Here is a 14,848-nt window from a genome sequence, read left to right on the forward strand (position 1 = left end):
CTACCTTGACACCCTGTGGTTTGAATGTGAGCACACTCATGTCAACTTTCACGAGGGGTCGTCTATTCCCGCAGCAGCTCGAGCATCGTCGCGAAGGCCGCCTGCACGCTCTGGGCCCTGATCTCGGCGCGATCGCCGGAGAAGTGGAAGGCCTCCGTCCGCTCGCCAGCGGGCGTCACCACGCCGATGTGCACCGTGCCCACTGGCTGGCCGTCGGGGGAGTCGGGCCCGGCGATTCCGGTCGTCGAGATGCCGGCATCCGCTCGTCGCCCGTCGACGGCGACGGCAGACCGCACTCCGTCGGCCATCTGCTTTGCCACCAGCGGATGAACCGCGCCATGCTCCTCGAGAAGACTGGCATTCACTCCCAGCAGCGTGTGCTTCACGGGCGTCGCGTATGCGACCACGCCTCCGAGAAGCACGGCCGACGCGCCCGATACCGAGACGAACTCCGCAGCGACGGCTCCCCCGGTCAGCGATTCGGCGATTCCCAGTGTCCATCCTCGCGAGCGCAGCTCGTCGAAGACATCGGATGCTCCGCTCATGCCTTCGCTCGGGAGCCCCGCACCTGGGCGACGATGTAGTCGATGCCACTCGCGACCGTGAGAGCCAGGACGACGATCATCAGCACAGTGGTGACGATGGTCCACGGCTGCAGCCCGATCAGGACGTGCAGCGGCAGCAGCGCCCAGCCGAGCGCGACGGCCTGGACCGCGGTCTTGAGCTTGCCCATCCAGGCTGCGGCCACGACGTGCTCGTTCACGATCATGAGCCGGTGGACGGTGATCCCCCACTCGCGCACCAGGATGACCGCGACGATCCACCAGTTGACCTCGCCGAGAATCGCGAGCCCGATGAATCCGGCGCCCGTGAGCAGCTTGTCGGCGATCGGATCCCACAGCTTGCCGAAGTCGCTGACGATGTCATACTTGCGCGCCAGATATCCGTCGACCCAATCGGTCGATATCGCCAGGATGAACAGGGCACCGGCCACCCAGCGGAGTACGAGGTCGGGCTCTCCATAGGTGCCGCCGAGCAGCAGCAGCACGAAGAAGACCACTGCGAGGGGTATCCGTGCGACGGTGATCGCATTCGGAAGCTGCCGGGGAATCGCCATCAGTCGCGGCCCGTGAGTCCCCAGGCGTCTTCATCGCCTTCTGCTTCGACCACGGGAAGTCCTTCGAACTGCGCCTCGACCGGATCGTGGGAATGGCTCGGAGCCGCGGCTGCAGCCGGAGGCGCCGCCGGCGCATCCTCGCCGCGGAGCTTCGCCAGCACCTGGGGCAGCTGCTCGGCGGTCGCCAGGACATCGCGCGCCTTCGATCCCTCGGACGGGCCGACGATCTCCCGTGACTCGAGAAGGTCCATCAGGCGTCCGGCCTTCGCGAAGCCCACGCGGAGCTTTCGCTGGAGCATCGATGTTGAGCCGAACTGCGACGACACGATGAGCTCGGCAGCCGCGAGCAGCAGCTCGAGGTCGTCGCCGATGTCCTCGTCGACCTCCTTCTTCTTGGCCGGGTCCATCGCCTCCTGCACGTCGGAGCGGTACTCGGGACGCGCCTGACGCGTGACGTGCTTGACGACCGCGTCGATCTCCTTCTCGTCGACCCACGCGCCCTGCAGGCGGAACGGCTTGGACGAGCCCATCGGCGAGAACAGGGCGTCACCCTGACCGATGAGCTTGTCGGCACCAGGGCTGTCGAGGATGACGCGGCTGTCTGTGACGCTGGTCACGGCGAACGCGAGACGCGAGGGCACGTTGGCCTTGATCAGACCGGTCACGACATCGACGCTGGGTCGCTGCGTGGCGAGCACCAGGTGAATGCCGGATGCACGGGCGAGCTGGGTGATGCGGACGATCGAGTCCTCGACGTCGCGTGGGGCGACCATCATGAGGTCGGCGAGCTCATCGACCACCACCAGCAGATAGGGGTACGGCTTCAGCACTCGCTCACTGCCGACAGGCACCTCGACCTCGCCGGCGCGCACGGCGCGGTTGAAGTCGTCGATGTGCCGGAATCCGAACGACGCGAGGTCGTCGTACCGCATGTCCATCTCCTTCACGACCCATTGGAGAGCCTCGGCGGCCTTCTTCGGGTTCGTGATGATGGGGGTGATCAGGTGCGGAACCCCCGCATAGCTGGTGAGCTCGACGCGCTTCGGGTCGATCAGCACCATCCGCACGTCCGACGGGCGTGCGCGCATCAGCAGGCTCGTGATCATCGAGTTCACGAAGCTTGACTTTCCCGAGCCGGTCGAGCCGGCGACCAGGAGATGCGGCATCTTCGCGAGGTTGGCGATCACGATGTTGCCGCCCACGTCCTTGCCGACGCCGATCGTCATCGGATGCGTGCTCTTCTGCGCAGCCGGAGAGCGGAGCACATCGCCGAGGGCGACCATCTCCTTATCGGCGTTCGGGATCTCGATTCCGATCGCGGACTTGCCGGGGATCGGCGACAGGATGCGCACGTCGTTCGATGCGACGGCGTAGGCGAAGTTGTTGCTCAGCTGAAGGATCTTCTCGACCTTGACGCCGTGGCCGACCTCGACCTCGTACTGCGTGACCGTCGGGCCGCGCGAGAAGCCGGTGACCTTGGCGTCGACCTTGAACTGCGAAAGCACGCTCGTGATCTGCTCGATGACCTTGTCGGTCGCCTCGGAGCGCACGACCGGCGGCGGGCCCTCGACCAGCAGGCTGGGCGGGGGCAGGATGTACGGTGCCACCGGAGCCTGCGGACCCCGCTCCCCCGGGCCGTCGGTGCCGAAGCCGTCGAGGCCGGGCAGCTCGGGCATGTCGCCCGTGTCGGAGTCGTCGAGCAGCGCCGTGTTCTGCTGACCGGCCAGCGCATCGGCGACCGAGCGGACGTCGGAGAGGACCTCTGTCGCGGCGTCGTACGGATCCTCGACGACGACGGCCTGGTCGTACGCAGGGGTCGGTGTCGGCTCGGAGGTCGTGAGGAGCGCGGTGATGTCGTCGGATCCGAGGGTCCCCTCGTCGGGGTCTTCCTCACGGCCGGTCTTGTTCCGCCGCCACCACGGGAGCACATCCGGGTCATCGACCTTGTCGGCGTCGTCGATCGCCGCGTCCTTGGCCGGCTTCTCGACCCGCTCCGCGTCGAACATCCACGCGTACAGGTCGCCAAGACGCTGTCCGATGCGGTTCGGCGGAGTCTTGGTGAGGATCAGAATGCTGAGCCCCGCGAGCAGCGCGAGCACGATGTAGGCGGGAATGGTCGTCAGGTAGGTCAGCGGCTGCCCGACCATCCATCCGAACAGTCCGCCGGCATCGCTGAGCGCGAGCATGCCCTGCTTGGGCTGCGGCGTACGCCCGGCGATGTGGCAGAAGCCCGCCATCGAGATCACGAAGAGCCCGAACCCGATTCCGATGCGGCCGTTGTCGTGCACGGACGACGGATGCCGGAAGAGCCATCCCGCCAGCAGGAGCAGCAGAACCGGCATGACGAAGGCGACCCGGCCGACCAGCGCTCCGACCGAGTAGGCGCTGATGTTCGTCGCCACCTCGTTGCCGATGAAGAACCACTCGTTCACCGCTCCGGCGATGGCGAGCAGCACGAGCAGGAAGGGGAAGCCGTCCCGCCGGTCGTCCTTCTCGAGGGTCTCGGGACCGAACGCACGGAAGAGACCGCCCACCCCATGTGCGATGCCGTTCCACGCGCGGACGGCGACGGGCGGCTTGTCGGCCTCGTCGATGTACTTCTTGGGAGCCGCCTGAGCCTTCGGCGCGGTCTGCCGCTTCGGGCGCGACGGCGCGCTCGCCGACGCGCGCGCGGACTTCGTAGTGCTCCTGGGCATGCTCTCACGTTACGGCCAGCGACCGACAAAGCCCGTAATGACGCGGCTTTACGGCATCCTTCGGCAACGGACCCGAGTACCCGAAGGGCGTCAGGAGAGTCGATGCACCATGGTGTCGCGACCGTCGACGTGTCCCGTCACGACGAAGCCCTCTGAGCGGTAGAGGTTGCGGGCGAAGTTGTCGTGCTCGACGCTCAGGCTGAGCCGGTTATGGCCCTGCTCGTGCGCGTGTAGGACGAGCCGCCGCAGGAGCGTGCGGCCGACGCCATGGGCGCGCCAGATCGGCAGCACTCCGATGATGAGCTCGGGAACAGCCGTCTCGACGAAGCCGAAACCGGGGTCGCTGCGCGGCAGCATCCTGTACCAGGCGGCGCCCATCTCGTTGCCGCCGGCATCGACCGCGACGAAGCCGGCATCCGCCGGGCGCATCCATCCGGAGATGTACCGACGGTGCACGGGCGAGGTGAGGATCTCGTGCCGCGCTCGAGGCGCTCCGCCACGCCAGTTCGCCGCCTCGACGACCATGTCGCCGAGGAAGCTGCCGTCGCTCTGGGCGGCGGGGCGGATCGAGAACTGCTCGGTCATGACCAGAGCATAGGGTGCGCCGGTTACACCCGAATGACGAGGGCCTGTGAGCCCGAGGCCGGCATCACGCCTCGATGACCAGGGGCACGATCATCGGCCGGCGGCGGAGCTTCTGGTTGACCCAGCGGCCGATCGTGCGACGGACGACCTGCGACAGGGCGTGCGTGTCGCGCACGCCGTTGCCGGATGCGTCCTTGAGCGCTGCGATGATCTTCGGCACCACATCGTCGAAGACCGAGTCGTCTTCCGCGATGCCGCGCGCGTGGATCTCGGGGCCCGAGATGATGCGTCCGGTTCCGGCATCCACCACCACGATCACCGACACGAAACCCTCTTCGCCCAGGATCCGGCGGTCCTTGAGGTCGGCGTCGGTGATCTCGCCGACCGTGGAGCCGTCGACGTAGACGAACCCGAGGTCGAGCTGGCCCACCACTCGCGCCACGCCGTCCTTGAGGTCGATCACCGTGCCGTTCGACGCGATGATCGTGCGCTCCTCCGCGATGCCCGTGTCCTGGGCGAGCTTGGCGTTCGCCATCAGGTGGCGGTACTCGCCGTGCACAGGCAGCACGTTCTTGGGCTTGAGGATGTTGTAGCAGTACAGCAGCTCTCCGGCGGCGGCGTGACCCGAGACGTGCACTCGCGCGTTGGCCTTGTGAACGACGTTCGCGCCGAGCTTGGTCAGCCCGTCGATCACCCGGTAGACGGCGTTCTCGTTGCCCGGGATCAGGCTCGAGGCGAGGATGACCGTGTCGCCCTCGCTGACCTCGATCGCGTGGTCCATGTTGGCCATGCGGCTGAGCACGGCCATCGGCTCGCCCTGCGAACCGGTGGACATGTAGACGATCTGCTCATCGGGAAGGTCGCGGGCCTTCTTGAAGTCGATCAGGACGCCGTCCGGCACCTTCAGGTAGCCGAGCTGCTCGGCGATCGTCATGTTCCGCACCATCGAACGGCCGAGGAAGGCCACCCGGCGACCGTGCGCGTGCGCGGCGTCGATCACCTGCTGCACGCGGTGCACGTGGCTCGAGAAGCTCGCGACGATGACCCGCCGGGGAGCCCTGCCGATCACCTGATCGAGCACGGGGCCGATCGAGCGCTCGGTCGGCGTGAAGCCGGGGACGTCGGCGTTGGTCGAGTCGACCAGGAACAGGTCGACCCCCTCTTCACCGAGACGCGAGAACGCGCGCAGGTCGGTGATGCGTCCGTCCAGCGGCAGCTGGTCCATCTTGAAGTCGCCGGTGGCGAGCACCATGCCGGCCGGCGTGCGGATCGCGACCGCCAGCGCGTCGGGGATCGAGTGGTTGACCGCCACGAACTCGAGATCGAACGGGCCGACCTTCTCCTGCTGGCCCTCCTTCACCGTGAGCGTGAAGGCCTTGATCCGATGCTCCTTGAGCTTCGCCTCGACGAGCGCGAGTGTCAGGCCGGAGCCGATCAGCGGGATGTCGCTCTTCAGACGCAGCAGGTACGGCACCGCGCCGATGTGGTCTTCATGCCCGTGTGTGAGCACGACGCCGACGATGTCGTCGAGGCGGTGCCTGATCGGCTCGAAGTCGGGCAGGATCAGGTCGACGCCCGGCTGGTGCTCCTCGGGGAACAGCACGCCGCAGTCGACGATCAGGATCTTGCCGTCGTACTCGAACATGGTCATGTTGCGACCGATCTCGCCGAGGCCGCCGAGCGGTGTGACGCGCAGGGTCCCGTCGTCGAGTGCTGTCGGATCTGCGATGGGGATGGACATGCTGTCTCCTCTGTCGGACACTCCGCGCGTCCGTTCGTTCATGGTGGCGCGGCCGGCCGCGCCGTGCTCAACGCGTGGTGCCGTGCACCTTCGGCAGAGCGCCGCCCGCGGCCGCATTGCGGTCGGGCCGGAAGTTCGAGAAGTCCGCGCCGGGCACATCGGCGACGAGGGCGAGCTCGTCCTCGATGAGGGCGGCCTCCCACTCCTCGGGGCCGACCAGGGGCAGACGCACGCGCGGGCTCGAGATGCGTCCGAGTCCGTGCAGGATGTACTTGGCCGCGACGGTGCCGGGCACGTGGGTCATCGCGGCGCGCACGAGCGGCTCGAGGCGCTTGTGCTCTGCGGTCGCCGTGGCGAGATCGCCACGGTTCACGGCGTCGACGATGGTGCGGTACGGGGTCGCGGTGATGTTCGCGGTGACGCCGATCAGTCCGGTGGCGCCGATCGCGAGGTGCGGGAGCACGTTCGCATCGTCACCGGAGAAGTACATCAGATCGGTCTGGTTGAGCACGCGGCTCACCTCGGAGAAGTCACCCTTGGCGTCTTTCACCGCGAGGATGTTCGGGTGCTTCGCCAGGCGCAGGATCGTCTCGTACTTGATCGGCACCCCGGTGCGTCCCGGGATGTCGTACAGGATGACCGGCAGATCGGTCGCGTCGGCGACCAGCCGGAAGTGCGTGAGGATGCCGGCCTGGGTCGGCTTGTTGTAGTACGGCGTGACGATCATGATGCCGTCTGCGCCGAGCTTCTCGCTGGCCTTGTACAGCTCGATCGCGTGTGCGGTCTCGTTGGAACCGCCGCCCGTGATGATCTTGGCGCGGCCTGCCGAGACCGACTTGCCGACCTCGACGAGCTTGAGCTTCTCAGGGTCTGTGAGGGTCGAGGTCTCGCCGGTCGTTCCCGTCACGACGATGCCGTCCGCACCCGCGGTGATGACGTCATCCATGTGCTTCTCGACGGCGGGCCAGTCGACTTCGCCGTCGGCGGTCATCGGAGTGACCAGCGCGACGAGAACCTGTCCGAAAGGATTGCCCGAGTGCGTCATGTTCCCAGCGTATAGGTTCGGCACTCGCTCACGCTGACGCGGATGTGCGGATGACGTCGCCGCGCGCGACGTCGACCCTGCCACGCAGCAGCAGACCGGCCAGAGTGCCCGCGGCCGCCTCCGTGGCCTTCTTGCGGAACATCTCGATGCCGGTGATCTCCGAGGAGCCGACATCCGCGCCGTCGCGCAGCACGACGATGCGGTCACCGACCCGGATGACACCCGAGGCAACAGTGCCCGTCACCACCTGTCCCCTGCCCGTGATCGTGAAGACGTCCTCCACGGCGAACTCCGCTGAGGAGAACGAGGCCGAGACGGTCGTCGGGGCGAGGTTCGAGCCGCTCGACAGCCCGGCGAGGCGCGCTGCCTCGGCCTCGTTGTACTGCCGCAGCATCTCGTTCGCGTCCTGCGGATCGCGCTTCCTTCCGAACCAGCCCATGCGTCGATCCTAGGCAGCGCCCTCGCCTAGGCTCGAACCCATGGGCTGGCAGACGCACGACTCCGCATCGGTGTACGAGAACGCCTGGATCTACGTCCGGGAGGACCGTGTCACCGGTCCTGCCGGCGACGGCGTCTACGGCGTGGTCACGATGCGGCATCCCGCGGTGTTCGTCGTCGCTCTGGACGCCGACGACCGCGTCTGCCTCGTCACCCTCGACCGGTACACGACCGGGACGTCCGTCGAGGTGCCGGCGGGCGGGAGCGACGGCGAGGATCCGCTCGTCGCCGCACGGCGCGAGCTCCTCGAGGAGACGGGATTCGAGGCGGCGGAGTGGACGCCGATCGGCACGATGAACGCGCTGAACGGCATCGCGGATGCACCGGAGCACGTGTTCCTCGCCCGCGGCCTGCGGCACGCCGAGGCGGGCGCGGCACGCACTCAGGCCGAAGAGGGCATCGACGCGGTCACATGGGTGCCGTTCGACGAGGTGCTCTCCATGATCGCTGATGGCCGGATCACCGACGGCGAGACCGTCGCCGCGGTCGCCTACGCGGGCATCAGGCTCGGGCGATTCCGCTGACGCCGATGAGGGTCAGACTCGACCTCGGCGCGCGACGCCGGAGGTGAGGGACCGCGGAAGGATGCCCGCGAGCGCGACGATCGCCTTATAACGCAGAGACGGGATCGACACCGCTCGCCCGAGCGCCGCGTCGCGCAATCCCGTGCGCACGACCTCGGGTGCGTGCAGCCACATGAAGCGCGGCACGCCCTCCTCGCCCTGCTCGAGCCCCATGCGCTCGTGGAACGTCGTGTGCGCGAAACCGGGGCACAGCGCGGTCACGCTGACTCCATCGCGGGAGTATTCGGCGTTCGCCCATCGGCTGAAGCCGATCAGCCAGCTCTTGCACGCGGAATAGGTCGATCGCGAGATGAACCCGGCGACTGAGGCGACGTTGATGATCCGCCCTCCCCGTCTGCGCATCGTCTGCAATGCCGCGTGCATGAGCCGCATGGACGCCTCGACGTGCACCCGCAGATGGCGGACCTCGTCGTCGATGTCGTTGTCGGCGAACTGTAGCGGCAGGCCGAAGCCGGCGTTGTTCACGAGCAGGTCGACCGGATCATCCTCGTCGCGCAGACGGGCGGCCACTCGATCCACGTCGTCCGCGACCGCGAGGTCGGCCGTGATGACCTCGACCGCGACCCCGTGGGCGCTGCGCAGCTCGGCCGCGAGCTCCTCGAGCGGACCGATCGAGCGGGCGACCAGGATCAGGTCGGCGCGTCTGCGGGCCAGCTGGCGGGCGAACTCGGCACCCAATCCGGCGCTGGCACCCGTGATCAGAGCGGTGGGCATCTCAGCGCTCGTATCCGAGGAACCGATAGCGGATGCCGCTGCGAGAGGTGCGCCACTCCCCCTCGTCGACGAGCCTCCAGCCCGACTTCGAAGGGGCGTAGGCGTCGCCGTCGACCTCGACGTCGAGCTCGGTGACCTCGAGGCGATCGGCATCCGCGATCACCTGACGGAAGATCTCGGCTCCGCCGATGATCCATACCCGATCCTGCCCGCGCACAGCCTCTTCGACCGTGGCCGCGCGGCGCGCGCCGACGGCTGCCCAATCCTGCTGACGGGTGATCACGATGTTCTCGCGGCCCGCGAGCGGGCGGAACCGCTCAGGGAGCGAATCCCAGGTCTTGCGCCCCATCACGACGGGTGCACCGAGCGTCGTGTCCTTGAAGTGCGCCAGGTCCTCGGGCACATGCCACGGCATCCCGCCCTGTGCTCCGATGACTCCGCCGTGCGCCTCGGCCCAGATCAGTCCCACCCAGGTCATACGGCCACCGCCGCCCTGATCGGCGCGTGGTGCTGATAGTCCTCGACGACGAAGTCCTCGTACCGGTAGTCCAGGATCGATTCCGGCGTGCGAGCGAAACGCAGCGTCGGGTACGGGTAGGCCTCGCGCGAGAGCTGCTCGCGGACCTGCTCGACATGGTTGTCGTAGATGTGGCAGTCGCCACCGGTCCACACGAAGTCGCCGGGCTCGAGGCCCACCTGCTGCGCGACCATGAGCGTCAGCAGCGCGTACGAGGCGATGTTGAACGGGACGCCGAGGAAGAGGTCTGCGCTGCGCTGATAGAGCTGGCAGGAGAGCTTGCCATCCGCGACGTAGAACTGGAAGAGCGCGTGGCACGGGGCGAGCGCCATGTCGGGGATGTCGGCGGGATTCCAGGCCGACACGATCAGGCGCCGGGAGTCGGGGGTCCGGCGGATCTGCTCGATCACCTCGGCCAGCTGGTCGATGCTCCCGCCGTCCGGCGTGGGCCACGATCGCCACTGCACGCCGTAGACAGGCCCCAGGTCGCCCTCGGCATCCGCCCATTCGTCCCAGATCGTGACGCCGTTCTCCTGCAGCCACCTCACGTTGGAGTCTCCTCGCAGGAACCAGAGCAGCTCGTAGGCGATCGACTTGAAGTGCACGCGCTTGGTCGTGATCAGCGGGAAGCCCTTCGCGAGGTCGAAGCGGATCTGCCGCCCGAACACGCTCGTGGTGCCCGTTCCGGTCCTGTCGGATTTGTGCGTGCCGGTCTCCAGCACGTCGCGCAACAGGTCTTCGTACGGAGTCGGCACGGCTTCGCTCATGACAGTCAGACTACCTTCCTTGACACGCGCAGGAGCCGGGCGTCTTATTGCGAAACACCCGCCCGCAACGCGATCAGGCGATCGTATTCTCGACTCATGTCGCCGCTCACCGCTCTCGCCGCAGCCGGCGCACTGCTGCTCATCGCCGCAGTGATCGGCGTGGTGGCGCGCGTGCTCGACGGTCGCCGCCGCGGCGGCGGGCACCTGCGCTTCGACCCCGCCGACGCGCGCGCCGAGCTGGGGACCCGCGCGACCCTCGTGCAGTTCAGCACCGAGATGTGCGCGCGCTGCCCGCAGGTGCGACGAATGCTGGGATCGATCGCCGCGGGCGGCGAAGGGCTCGCGCACGTCGAGGTGGATCTGACGCACCGGCCCGATCTGTCTCACAGGTACAAGGTGCTGCAGACACCGACGACCTTCCTCGTGGACGATGCCGGAGTCGTCCGCGCCCGTTTCAACGGGGTGCCGCACCGGCACGCCCTCGCCGAAGCCCTCGCGGCCGTCTGAGACCGCGAAGACAGGAGCCGAAATGACCGCCCCCGCAGGAATCGATCCGCGTGGTCCGCGATTCGCCGCGACCATCACCGCCGTGCTTCTCCTCGTCGCCACTTTCCTCGGCCTGGTCGGGATCTCGACCGCGCACCTCCCGGGAACGTGGCTGTCCTTCGCGCCAGGCTTCGACTTCGCGATCCTCGGCGGCGACAACTGGGCGATCCAGGTCGCACCCCTCCTGAACCGCATCCTCGATCCCGCCTTCCTGCTGACCGTCGTCATCGCGCTCCTGTTCCTGTGGAGTGCCGCGTGGCCTCAGAGCGCCCCCTGGGGCGCGCTCTTCCGCCGTGCCATCCGCCCGCGACTCGCGCCGCCGGCTGAGCTCGAAGACCCGCGTCCTCCGCGCTTCGCTCAGGGCGTCGGGCTGTTCGTGGTTGCCGTCGGCCTCGTCCTTCATGTGCTCGGTGTGCCCTGGGCTCTGCCGATCGCCACGGCGGCGGCCTTCATCGCCGCGTTCCTCAACGCCGCCTTCGCCTTCTGCCTCGGCTGCCAGCTGTATCTTCTGCTGCAGCGCGCGGGCGTGGTCGGGCGCGCGGCATCCGCCTGAGTGCGGTTCCCCGCGAAGTGCACGCTCGATAGGCTGGCCACGATGCGACGCCGCCACCCAGGCAGCGCGAGAACCGGAGGTCATCATGCCCGTCACCAGTGAAGCCAACAGCACCTGGACCGGATCGCTCACCGAAGGATCCGGCACGGTAGCCTTCGCGTCGTCCAACCTCGGCACTTTCCCCATCGACTGGAAGGCCCGCAGCGAAGGCAGCAGCACCACGACTACTCCTGAGGAGCTCATCGCGGCAGCGCACTCCGCATGCTTCAGCATGGCGCTCTCGCACGCCCTGGCCGAGAACGGGACTCCTCCCGAGCGTGTGAACACCAGCGCGTCGGTGACCTTCAAGCCGGGCACCGGCATCACCGGCAGCCACCTGAACGTGAACGCGGTGGTTCCGGGCCTGACTCCCGAGAAGTTCCAGGAGATCGCCGACGGCGCGAAGACCGGCTGCCCCGTGTCTCAGGCGCTCGCGGGAATCGAGATCACGCTCGAGGCCACGCTCGCCTGATCAGACTCTGGAGAGGCGGATCGCCTCGCGGATGCTGGCGCGGGCGTCTTTGCGGCGCCCCGCCGCATCCTGCACAACCCCCAGCCTGTAGCGCGCACGCCAGTCGGCGGGCTCTGCGTCGGCTGCAGCGAGATAGCGGGCGACCAGCGGGTCGGCATCGGCCCTGGCTATCCGACCGCTGGGTGTGAGCTCGGTCTCCACCGGCGGCATCCCGCCCTCCGCATCGAGCGTCCGGCCGAGGCGATCGGCTGCGAACCCGAACTGCATCTCTCTGATCAGCGCCCAGGCGCCGAGCGGCGCAAGCACGATCAGCGCGACGCCCATGCCGATCGACACCGGCGTGCCGACGGCGAGGAACATGACCGCCAGCCAGACGGCCACGACCAGGTAGACCAGCAGAGCAGCACCCATCAGGGCGACGCCGATGCGCGACATCACGAGCGGATGCCGATGTCGATCATGTTCTCGAGCCCCACGACCACGCCTTCGGCGCTCCGCGCGAACGGGAGGGCAAGGCGGATGCCGGGAGCGTAGGCCTTGGCGGGCTCCACCGTGTCGTGGGTGAAGATCAGCGACTCGCCGGGCCCTGACAGGATGACCTCCTGTCTGGCGACGACACCAGGGCGGCGCAGCGAATGGATGGGCACGCTGCCGACCTGCTGTCCGCGCGCACGCTGATCGGCATGCGGGGCGCTGACGGGCCCCTGCTCGGCTCGCGCCGCGGCGATGAGCTCGGCCGTGCGCACCGCTGTTCCGCTGGGCGAGTCGATCTTCGACTCGTGATGCGCCTCGATGATCTCGGCGGAGCCGAAGAACGGAGCCGCTGCGGCGGCGAGGGCGGTGCCCAGCACCGAGCCGAGCGAGAAGTTCGGGATGAAGACTGCTCCTGTGCCCGCCGCGTCGACGAGCGGACGCACGAGCGCGATGCGCTCGGCCGACCAGCCGGAGGTCGCGACGAGGACGTTGATGCCCCGCTCGACAGCCGTCCGCACGACGTCGATGCTGATCTGCGGTGTCGACGCGTCGACGACCAGGTCGGCGCCGTCCATCTCGGAGAGATCGCTGGATGACGTCAGCACACGGCTCACCTCGAACCCGTCGAGCTCGTCGATCACGGCATGGATGATCGTCCCGAGCTTGCCGGTACCGCCGACCAGGGCAACGCGCGTTGTCATGGAACCAGTCTATTTCGCGCGCGGCAACCGGTCAGACCGGCATGCCGTCGGGGATGCCGGTGCGCAGCTCGACGGGCAGATGACCGGTGTCGTTGTGCGTGAGCAGCGTCCAGGGTCGCCCCTGCTTCTGCGCGATGACAGTGAGTCCGCAGTGGGCCTGGTTCAGGGTCATCCAGCGCCACTCCGGAGCGCCGAGCACCTCACGCACGAACCAGGAGATCACGAAGTTGTGAGTGATGAGCACCTCGTGCACGTCGCCGGTCTTGCGCACGAGGAACTCGTTGACGGCGTCGGCCATCTGCGCGCGACCCGCCTCGATCTCGGCATCCGTCACGGCCCCGAAGAAGGGCTCGAAGACGGCCGGGGTCTCTTCGGTCATGCCGGTCGGCACGCAATCGAAGAGCAGCGCGGTCGGCTCAGGGTCGACCGAGGGAAGTCGCGCGGCGATCGCTCGAGCGGTCTCGTTGGCCCGCAGCAGCGGCGAGTGCCAGACCGCATCGAGCGGAAGTCCCGACAGGCGGTCGGCGATCAGCTCTGCCTGGCGCTGCCCTCGAGGCGACAAGGGGCCGTCGGCGAGACCGTGCTCGGCGTCTTGATGTTCACCATGTCTGACCAGATATATGTAATGCGTCACAACTCGCTCGCTTCATCGCCAGCATCCGCCGGGCTTCACTCCACCATATGCCAGGTATGTGACAGACGCGTGACGACGCTCAGATGCCCGCGCGAGTGAGGTCGGCGAGCTGCGCGCGTGACAGCGTGACGCCTGCACCCTGCATGAGCTCGTCGACGTGGTCGGTCGCGAAGGTGTTCACGATCGGGGCGGCGATCGTGCGCTGCGCCAGCAGCCACGCGATGGATACGGCGGCCACCGGGACCGAGAGGTCGGTCGCGACCTGGTCGAGCGCCCGGAGGATCTTGATGCCTCGCCGGTTCAGGTGGCTGCGCAGCTGCTCGCCGCGCACACCCTGGGCAGCCAGCGCCTTGCTGCGGTGCCGGCCGGAGAGGAAGCCGTGCTCCAGCGCGTGCGACGGCGTGACCGCGAGGTTCTGAGCACCGGCGACGAGTCGCAGATCGCCCTCGAAAGGCTGACGCCTGATGAGGTTGTACGGCGCATCGATCACCTCGATGCGCGGATAGCCGGCCGAGGCGAGGATTCGTGCCTCGACGAGGCGCTCCGGCGTGAAGCCGAACGCTCCGACCGTCGTGATCTTGCCTGCCTCGACAAGCCACTCGACCGTGGCGAGGGTGTCTTCGAGATTCGTCGTCGCATCGAGCGTCGCGTCGAGGTAGAGGACATCGATGCGCTCGACTCCCAGACGGGTGAGCGAGCCCTCGACGGCGCGCACGAGGTTCACGGAGCCGAGCCCGGGGTTGTCGGCGTGTGCGCCGATGCGCACGCTCAGCAGTGTGCGGTCGCGGTGACCGCGCGAACGCAGCCACTGACCGATGATGTGCTCGCTGCGTCCTCCGGAGAACCCGTCGGCCGTGTGGATCGCGTTGCCGCCGAACTCGACGTACCTGTCGAGAATGCCGTGGCTCGTCTCGAGGTCGACGTTCCAGCCGAACTCGGCAGCGCCCAGCATGAGCGGGAACGTGTCGAAGCCGGTCTCGCCCAGCGGCACGCGGACGCTCTCGCCGACGCCCGCGCCGACGATCGGGATGGGAGCGGACGGATGCTCGGCCCCGTCCAGCGTACGCTCGGCTGACGCTCCTGCGCCTACGCTGAACAACCGCATCATTCTCACCCCCGCATCCACCGGTGCGTTCCGATCTTGCGTCACTGCTGCCTGTGCACC

At 68.0% G+C, this 14,848-nt stretch carries 18 protein-coding genes; 4 read left to right on the plus strand and 14 right to left on the minus strand.

The annotated features are described in order from the left end of the window. Positions 1-62 precede the first annotated feature (62 nt). The 7 genes from RS84_RS16235 to RS84_RS16265 form a co-directional block, all read right to left on the minus strand. Entirely contained in the window at positions 63-545 is a 483-nt protein-coding gene (locus tag RS84_RS16235) for a CinA family protein (protein WP_045258787.1), read from the minus strand. Continuing rightward, positions 542-1,117, minus strand: a complete 576-nt coding sequence (pgsA, locus tag RS84_RS16240) for a CDP-diacylglycerol--glycerol-3-phosphate 3-phosphatidyltransferase (protein ID WP_045258788.1) — start codon at positions 1,115-1,117, stop codon at positions 542-544. The genes RS84_RS16235 and pgsA overlap by 4 nt, the downstream gene beginning before the upstream one ends. Further along, positions 1,117-3,813 (minus strand): DNA translocase FtsK, encoded by a 2,697-nt coding sequence (locus RS84_RS16245; protein WP_045258789.1) that lies wholly within the window; start codon positions 3,811-3,813, stop codon positions 1,117-1,119. The genes pgsA and RS84_RS16245 overlap by 1 nt, the downstream gene beginning before the upstream one ends. Positions 3,814-3,903: 90 nt before the next feature. Continuing rightward, a complete protein-coding gene (locus tag RS84_RS16250) occupies positions 3,904-4,398 on the minus strand; it encodes a GNAT family N-acetyltransferase (protein ID WP_045258790.1) in 495 nt (164 codons plus the stop codon). 64 nt (positions 4,399-4,462) lie between these two features. Then, positions 4,463-6,139 carry a ribonuclease J gene (locus RS84_RS16255; protein ID WP_045258791.1) on the minus strand — a complete coding sequence of 559 codons (1,677 nt, stop codon included), beginning with the start codon at positions 6,137-6,139 and terminating at the stop codon, positions 4,463-4,465. A 67-nt stretch (positions 6,140-6,206) separates the two neighbouring features. Next, positions 6,207-7,184 (minus strand): 4-hydroxy-tetrahydrodipicolinate synthase, encoded by a 978-nt coding sequence (dapA, locus tag RS84_RS16260; protein WP_045259266.1) that lies wholly within the window; start codon positions 7,182-7,184, stop codon positions 6,207-6,209. Between the two features lie 28 nt (positions 7,185-7,212). After that, positions 7,213-7,623 (minus strand): EF-Tu/IF-2/RF-3 family GTPase, encoded by a 411-nt coding sequence (locus tag RS84_RS16265; protein ID WP_045258792.1) that lies wholly within the window; start codon positions 7,621-7,623, stop codon positions 7,213-7,215. 40 nt (positions 7,624-7,663) lie between these two features. On the opposite strand from RS84_RS16265, the gene RS84_RS16270 reads away from it, so the two are divergent. Next, positions 7,664-8,206, plus strand: a complete 543-nt coding sequence (locus tag RS84_RS16270; protein WP_045258793.1) for an NUDIX domain-containing protein — start codon at positions 7,664-7,666, stop codon at positions 8,204-8,206. 12 nt (positions 8,207-8,218) lie between these two features. Here RS84_RS16270 and RS84_RS16275 read toward each other — a convergent pair whose 3' ends face one another. Genes RS84_RS16275 through RS84_RS16285 form a run of 3 tightly spaced genes read right to left on the minus strand, consistent with a single transcriptional unit; the run spans position 8,219 to position 10,264 of the window. Then, a complete protein-coding gene (locus tag RS84_RS16275) occupies positions 8,219-8,980 on the minus strand; it encodes an SDR family NAD(P)-dependent oxidoreductase (RefSeq protein ID WP_045258794.1) in 762 nt (253 codons plus the stop codon). A gap of 1 nt (position 8,981) precedes the next feature. Beyond that, the gene (locus tag RS84_RS16280) at positions 8,982-9,458 is read right to left on the minus strand and encodes a dihydrofolate reductase (protein WP_045258795.1); all 477 of its coding nucleotides are present in this window, start codon (positions 9,456-9,458) and stop codon (positions 8,982-8,984) included. Then, entirely contained in the window at positions 9,455-10,264 is an 810-nt protein-coding gene (locus RS84_RS16285; protein WP_045258796.1) for a thymidylate synthase, read from the minus strand. The genes RS84_RS16280 and RS84_RS16285 overlap by 4 nt, the downstream gene beginning before the upstream one ends. Before the next feature lie 96 nt (positions 10,265-10,360). On the opposite strand from RS84_RS16285, the gene RS84_RS16290 reads away from it, so the two are divergent. The 3 genes from RS84_RS16290 to RS84_RS16300 all read left to right on the plus strand — a co-directional run bounded on the left by RS84_RS16290 (position 10,361) and on the right by RS84_RS16300 (position 11,874). Next, a complete protein-coding gene (locus RS84_RS16290) occupies positions 10,361-10,771 on the plus strand; it encodes a thioredoxin family protein (protein ID WP_045258797.1) in 411 nt (136 codons plus the stop codon). A 22-nt stretch (positions 10,772-10,793) separates the two neighbouring features. Further along, on the plus strand, positions 10,794-11,363 hold the full coding sequence (locus RS84_RS16295) for a DUF4395 domain-containing protein (protein ID WP_045258798.1): 570 nt from the start codon (positions 10,794-10,796) through the stop codon (positions 11,361-11,363). A gap of 85 nt (positions 11,364-11,448) precedes the next feature. After that, a complete protein-coding gene (locus RS84_RS16300; RefSeq protein WP_045258799.1) occupies positions 11,449-11,874 on the plus strand; it encodes an OsmC family peroxiredoxin in 426 nt (141 codons plus the stop codon). On the opposite strand, the gene RS84_RS16305 is transcribed toward RS84_RS16300, so the two are convergent. From RS84_RS16305 to RS84_RS16320, 4 genes are all read right to left on the minus strand, one after another. After that, complete coding sequence (locus RS84_RS16305) at positions 11,875-12,309, minus strand: hypothetical protein (RefSeq protein ID WP_052676410.1); 435 nt, start codon at positions 12,307-12,309, stop codon at positions 11,875-11,877. After that, positions 12,309-13,049, minus strand: coding sequence for a 4-hydroxy-tetrahydrodipicolinate reductase (gene dapB, locus RS84_RS16310; protein ID WP_045258801.1), 741 nt, complete (start codon positions 13,047-13,049; stop codon positions 12,309-12,311). The genes RS84_RS16305 and dapB overlap by 1 nt, the downstream gene beginning before the upstream one ends. Before the next feature lie 31 nt (positions 13,050-13,080). Further along, complete coding sequence (locus tag RS84_RS16315; RefSeq protein ID WP_045258802.1) at positions 13,081-13,683, minus strand: histidine phosphatase family protein; 603 nt, start codon at positions 13,681-13,683, stop codon at positions 13,081-13,083. 79 nt (positions 13,684-13,762) lie between these two features. Further along, a complete protein-coding gene (locus tag RS84_RS16320; RefSeq protein ID WP_045259267.1) occupies positions 13,763-14,788 on the minus strand; it encodes an aldo/keto reductase in 1,026 nt (341 codons plus the stop codon). Positions 14,789-14,848: the final 60 nt, after the last annotated feature.

Origin of the sequence: Microbacterium hydrocarbonoxydans (assembly GCF_000956475.1) — a bacterium.
Taxonomy (GTDB): Bacteria; Actinomycetota; Actinomycetes; order Actinomycetales; family Microbacteriaceae; genus Microbacterium; species Microbacterium hydrocarbonoxydans_A.

Coding starts and splice junctions, on each gene's coding strand:
- RS84_RS16280 (WP_045258795.1), bottom strand. CDS start 9,458: ATGACCTGGGTGGGACTGATCTGGGCCGAGGCGCACGGCGGAGTCATC.
- dapA (WP_045259266.1), bottom strand. CDS start 7,184: ATGACGCACTCGGGCAATCCTTTCGGACAGGTTCTCGTCGCGCTGGTC.
- dapB (WP_045258801.1), bottom strand. CDS start 13,049: ATGACAACGCGCGTTGCCCTGGTCGGCGGTACCGGCAAGCTCGGGACG.
- RS84_RS16285 (WP_045258796.1), bottom strand. CDS start 10,264: ATGAGCGAAGCCGTGCCGACTCCGTACGAAGACCTGTTGCGCGACGTG.
- RS84_RS16245 (WP_045258789.1), bottom strand. CDS start 3,813: ATGCCCAGGAGCACTACGAAGTCCGCGCGCGCGTCGGCGAGCGCGCCG.
- RS84_RS16295 (WP_045258798.1), top strand. CDS start 10,794: ATGACCGCCCCCGCAGGAATCGATCCGCGTGGTCCGCGATTCGCCGCG.
- RS84_RS16320 (WP_045259267.1), bottom strand. CDS start 14,788: ATGCGGTTGTTCAGCGTAGGCGCAGGAGCGTCAGCCGAGCGTACGCTG.
- pgsA (WP_045258788.1), bottom strand. CDS start 1,117: ATGGCGATTCCCCGGCAGCTTCCGAATGCGATCACCGTCGCACGGATA.
- RS84_RS16265 (WP_045258792.1), bottom strand. CDS start 7,623: ATGGGCTGGTTCGGAAGGAAGCGCGATCCGCAGGACGCGAACGAGATG.
- RS84_RS16235 (WP_045258787.1), bottom strand. CDS start 545: ATGAGCGGAGCATCCGATGTCTTCGACGAGCTGCGCTCGCGAGGATGG.
- RS84_RS16290 (WP_045258797.1), top strand. CDS start 10,361: ATGTCGCCGCTCACCGCTCTCGCCGCAGCCGGCGCACTGCTGCTCATC.
- RS84_RS16250 (WP_045258790.1), bottom strand. CDS start 4,398: ATGACCGAGCAGTTCTCGATCCGCCCCGCCGCCCAGAGCGACGGCAGC.
- RS84_RS16255 (WP_045258791.1), bottom strand. CDS start 6,139: ATGTCCATCCCCATCGCAGATCCGACAGCACTCGACGACGGGACCCTG.
- RS84_RS16270 (WP_045258793.1), top strand. CDS start 7,664: ATGGGCTGGCAGACGCACGACTCCGCATCGGTGTACGAGAACGCCTGG.
- RS84_RS16305 (WP_052676410.1), bottom strand. CDS start 12,309: ATGTCGCGCATCGGCGTCGCCCTGATGGGTGCTGCTCTGCTGGTCTAC.
- RS84_RS16275 (WP_045258794.1), bottom strand. CDS start 8,980: ATGCCCACCGCTCTGATCACGGGTGCCAGCGCCGGATTGGGTGCCGAG.
- RS84_RS16300 (WP_045258799.1), top strand. CDS start 11,449: ATGCCCGTCACCAGTGAAGCCAACAGCACCTGGACCGGATCGCTCACC.